This is a genomic window from Micromonospora phytophila (assembly GCF_023656545.1).
Taxonomy (GTDB): domain Bacteria; phylum Actinomycetota; class Actinomycetes; order Mycobacteriales; family Micromonosporaceae; genus Micromonospora; species Micromonospora phytophila.
In genome coordinates, this window is record NZ_JAMOKF010000432.1 from 1 (window position 1) to 3,817 (window position 3,817).

The window sequence follows — 3,817 nt, forward strand, 5'->3', positions numbered from 1 at the left end:
AGCTCGGCGGCGCGGCGGCCGCGCTCGGTTGAGCCGAGGGAGACGCTGGACAGCTGAGGGAACATCATCTGGGCCAGCTCGGTGTCGTCCATGCCGACCACGGCCACGTCCTCGGGCACCCGGCGTCCGGCGGCCAGCAGCGCGTGCAGCGCGCCGACCGCGATCAGGTCGTTGGCGCAGACCAGGGCGTCCGGGGCGGCCCGGGCGAGCAGCCGTTCGGCGGCGGCGCGGCCGGCCGCGTACTGGAAGTCGCCGACCTCCACCAGCCGCTCGTCGAGGTCGATGCCGTGGCCGGCGAGGGCGGCGCGGAACCCGGCGTCGCGGGCGGCGCCGGGAACGGTGTCGAGCGGGCCGTTGACGAAGCCGATCCGGCGCCGGCCGGTGGCGACGAGGTGGTCCACGGCCAGTGCCACACCGCGCCGGGAGTCGGTCCGTACGTTGTCGACCGGCGCGTCCGCGCCGAGCTGGCCGACCACCACCACCGGCACGGGGCTGCCCACGAGCGCGGCGAGGTGGTCGTCGGTGACCCGGATCGGCGAGAGGATCATGCCGTCGACGTAGCGGTTGGCCAGCCGCCGCAGCAGGGCGGTCTCGTTGGCGATCCGCCCGCCGGTGGCGTGCACCAGCAGCTGTCGCCCGGACGCGGCCACCACTTCCTCGATGGCCCGCATCATCGAGACGTACACCGGGTTGCCGATGTCCTCGACGGCGAGCGCGACCAGCCCGGTGCGCTGGGACTGCAGCGAGCGGGCGATGGCGTTGGGCACGTATCCGACCTCGGCCGCTGCGGCGCGCACCTTGCGGATGGTCTCCTCGCTGCCGCCGACGCCGTTGAGCACGCGCGAGGCGGAGGCGATGGAGACACCGGCGCGGGCGGCGACAGTGTGGACGGTGGGTCGGCCGTCGGCCGACTCCTGTAAACGTTTACGACCCACGCCCCGCACCTCCACCTGTTTGCTGTAAACGTTTCCGGGAGTTTGCGCCGCCGCCGGCGGCGAGGTCAAGGGCTCGTTACGAAAACGTTTCCAACCGGAGAGCGGACCTGGTCACGGCGCTACCGCCGTCCGGTCCCGCGCCGGCACGGCGAACGGCCCACCCACACCCCCGAGAGTGGGTGGTGGGTGGGCCGTTCGCCTCGGTCGACGGGTGGCGGCCGGGTCAGCCGATCGGCAGGCGGGTCAGCCAGTCCTGCCAGGCCCGCTCGGTCCGGGCGGGGTCCGGGTCGGCGCCGAAGATGTGGTGTCCCAGGACCAGGACGTTGCCGCGGTCGGCGCCGGAGTGGAGGAACCGGTAGAGGGCGTCCGGGGTGCGGACTCCGAAGTACGTCGGCAGCCCGGCGAGGTCCACCACCCCGTCGATCGGCGGCGACCCGGGCAGTTCCAGCCGGGCACGCGCGCCCTCGGCGACCGGGCCGGTGAGGCCGAACGCGCCGGCCACGGCCGCCCAGACCTGGTCCGGGTCGCCGGCGCCGGGCCGGAACGCCGTGACCGGGGTGCTGGTACGTCCGGCGAAGTGCGCGAGGTACGCCGCCAGCGTCCCCAGGTACATGTCCCAGCCGCTGCGCATGGCCTCGTACTCGGTCTCCCAGTTGTCCCCGAGGACGCCGCTCTGCACCAGCCGCAGCACGGTCGCGCCCCGGTCGCGCCCCTCGATGAGGTACTCGATGGCCATGAAGGTGCCGTCCGGCCCGGGCTCGGACCGGTACGCGAACCGTTTTCCGGGCTCCCAGGCCGTCACCGTCGACTCCTCGACGTGGCCGGCCATGGCGAACCGGGTCCGGCCTCCTTCGACCGGCTCGACCTCGCTGCGACCCATGAACCAGGAGTCGATCCCGGGACCGGTGGCGATCGCCGCCCAGACCTGCTCGGGGCTGGCGGGGAGTTCGATGTCCTTGCTGAGTTCAAACGGGTGTCCCATGGCGAAGCCTTTCTGGGCGGATACGAGGTGGTCCGACGGGTGGGGCCGCGGGGGCGATGGTTCAGGTCAGGACTGTGGTGATCCGCCGGCGCCGGTCGGCGGGGTGACGCCGGGGTGCAGGGCCACCACCACCCGGTGCTCGCGGCCGCCCGGGGCCTGCTCGTCGTGGTACTTGCCGACCAGGCTGGCGACGGTGGCCGCCAACTCCTCGGCGAACGCGGCCCGGTCGCCCGCCGAGGCGAAGCGGATGTCCGCGTCGATCGCGAAGGTCGCGACCCGCTTGCGGGCCCGGTCCGCGCCGGTGATCAGCGCGCCGACGTCCTCGACGAGCCGGGCGGCGACCGCCAGCAGCCACCGCGCGGAGAGCCGGTCCGGCGACTGGGCCGGGTCGGGGCGTACGGCGGCGAGGGCGGCCGGCGAGATCACGTACGACGCCGCGGTGGCCCGCATGAGCCGCTCGGTGACGTTGCCCTTGCGGCGCTCCTCGACCAGCTCGATCAGGCCGTGCTGCTCCAACGCCCGGAGGTGGTAGTTGACCTTCTGCCGAGCCAGGCCGACCCGGGCGGCGAGCATCGTCGCCGAGGCCGGTTCGGCGAGCGCGGCGAGCAGCCGGGCCCGCGTCGGGTCCAGCGACGCCTCGGCCGCCGCCGGGTCCTCGATCACCGCGATGTCGAACATGCCACCACCCTTCCACCGGGGTTTCGCGTCAGGTCGGAATCAGGTGCCGGCTCCCGGGCGGCGGGAGCGTCCGCGGCCGTCGCGCTCAGGCGACGGCCTCCTTGCCGTCGCGTACCACGAACTCACCGCTGCCGGTGGCGCCGAAGCCGGTCTGGCGCAGGGTGAGCGAGACCGCCCCCGCGCCCCCGCTCAGCACCTCCGACCCGGTCATCCGGTAGGTGGCCGGGGTGGCGCCGTCGGCGAAGAGCCGCTTGCCCTCGCCGACCACGACGGGGAACTGGATCAACCGGTAGGTGTCGACCAGGCCGGCGTCGTGCAGGGTGCGGGCCAGCTGCCAGCTGCCGTGCACCTGCAGCTCACCGCCGGACTGCTCCTTGAGCCGGCGCACCTGGTCGACGACGTCGCCCCGCAGCACGGTGGTGTCGCCCCAGGCCGCGTCGGCGTCGGAAAGGGTGTTGCTGACCACGTACTTGCGCCAGGTGTTGAGGGCGGTGGCGACGAGGTTGTCGGGATCGGTCACCTGCGACCAGTAGCTGCGCATCATCTCGAAGGTGGTGCGGCCCAGCAGGAAGGCGTCGGCGTGCCGGAACCATCCGTCGACGGGGTCGAGTTGGCCGGCGTCGGTGTGCGGCACCAGCCAGCCGCCGCGCGTGAAGCCGTTGCTCGGGTCCTCCTGGGCGCCGCCCGGGCCCTGCATGACGCCGTCGAGGCTGACGAAGGTGTGGACGCTGAGCTCCATGACTTCCCCCTGGTGTGAGGTCGCGCCGTGGTGCGCGACAAGGATCAGCCTCCTACCGACGATCGGAATTGTCAAGACAAGAAAAGTTGTCGGTGCGGGCGCGAGGCCGCCCGGACACGGACCGCCCACGCACGAGGCTGCCCACGCACGAGGCAGCCCATGGGGAGGCCCGGTGACCGGGACGGCGTCGGGTTCGCCGAGCGGCGGTGTGCGTCAGCGCCGGTGCTCGCGCTCCTGGCGCAGCCGCTCGTCGAGCCGGCCCAGCTCGTAGATGCCGTTCAGGTCCGTCGGCAGCCGCGTCACGTTGTCGACGACGGGTTCTGGATCCGGCGCGGGAGCCGACGGGCCGGCCCGCCCCGGCGCGGGAGCCGACGAACCGGCCTGCCCCGGCGTCGCGCCCGGGACGTGGCGCCGCCGTCGCAGGACCAGCGCCACCGGAACCGCCAGGGCACCCACCGCCAGGCCGTACGCCAGCCACGGTTG

General features: G+C 73.7%; 5 protein-coding genes. All 5 read right to left on the reverse strand.

Annotation, left to right across the window (positions count from 1 at the left end; translation table 11 throughout):
• Positions 1 to 935: LacI family DNA-binding transcriptional regulator (locus NCC78_RS28990; RefSeq protein WP_250798502.1), on the reverse strand; the 935-nt coding region annotated here is incomplete at its 3' end.
• Between the two features lie 223 nt (positions 936 to 1,158).
• Complete coding sequence (locus NCC78_RS28995) at positions 1,159 to 1,917, reverse strand: SRPBCC family protein (RefSeq protein WP_250798503.1); 759 nt, start codon at positions 1,915 to 1,917, stop codon at positions 1,159 to 1,161.
• 66 nt (positions 1,918 to 1,983) lie between these two features.
• Positions 1,984 to 2,595 (reverse strand): ArsR/SmtB family transcription factor, encoded by a 612-nt coding sequence (locus tag NCC78_RS29000; protein ID WP_250798505.1) that lies wholly within the window; start codon positions 2,593 to 2,595, stop codon positions 1,984 to 1,986.
• An 85-nt stretch (positions 2,596 to 2,680) separates the two neighbouring features.
• Positions 2,681 to 3,334 carry a dihydrofolate reductase family protein gene (locus NCC78_RS29005; RefSeq protein ID WP_250798507.1) on the reverse strand — a complete coding sequence of 218 codons (654 nt, stop codon included), beginning with the start codon at positions 3,332 to 3,334 and terminating at the stop codon, positions 2,681 to 2,683.
• A 213-nt stretch (positions 3,335 to 3,547) separates the two neighbouring features.
• On the reverse strand, positions 3,548 to 3,817 hold a 270-nt coding region (locus tag NCC78_RS29010; RefSeq protein ID WP_250798508.1), incomplete at its 5' end, for a hypothetical protein.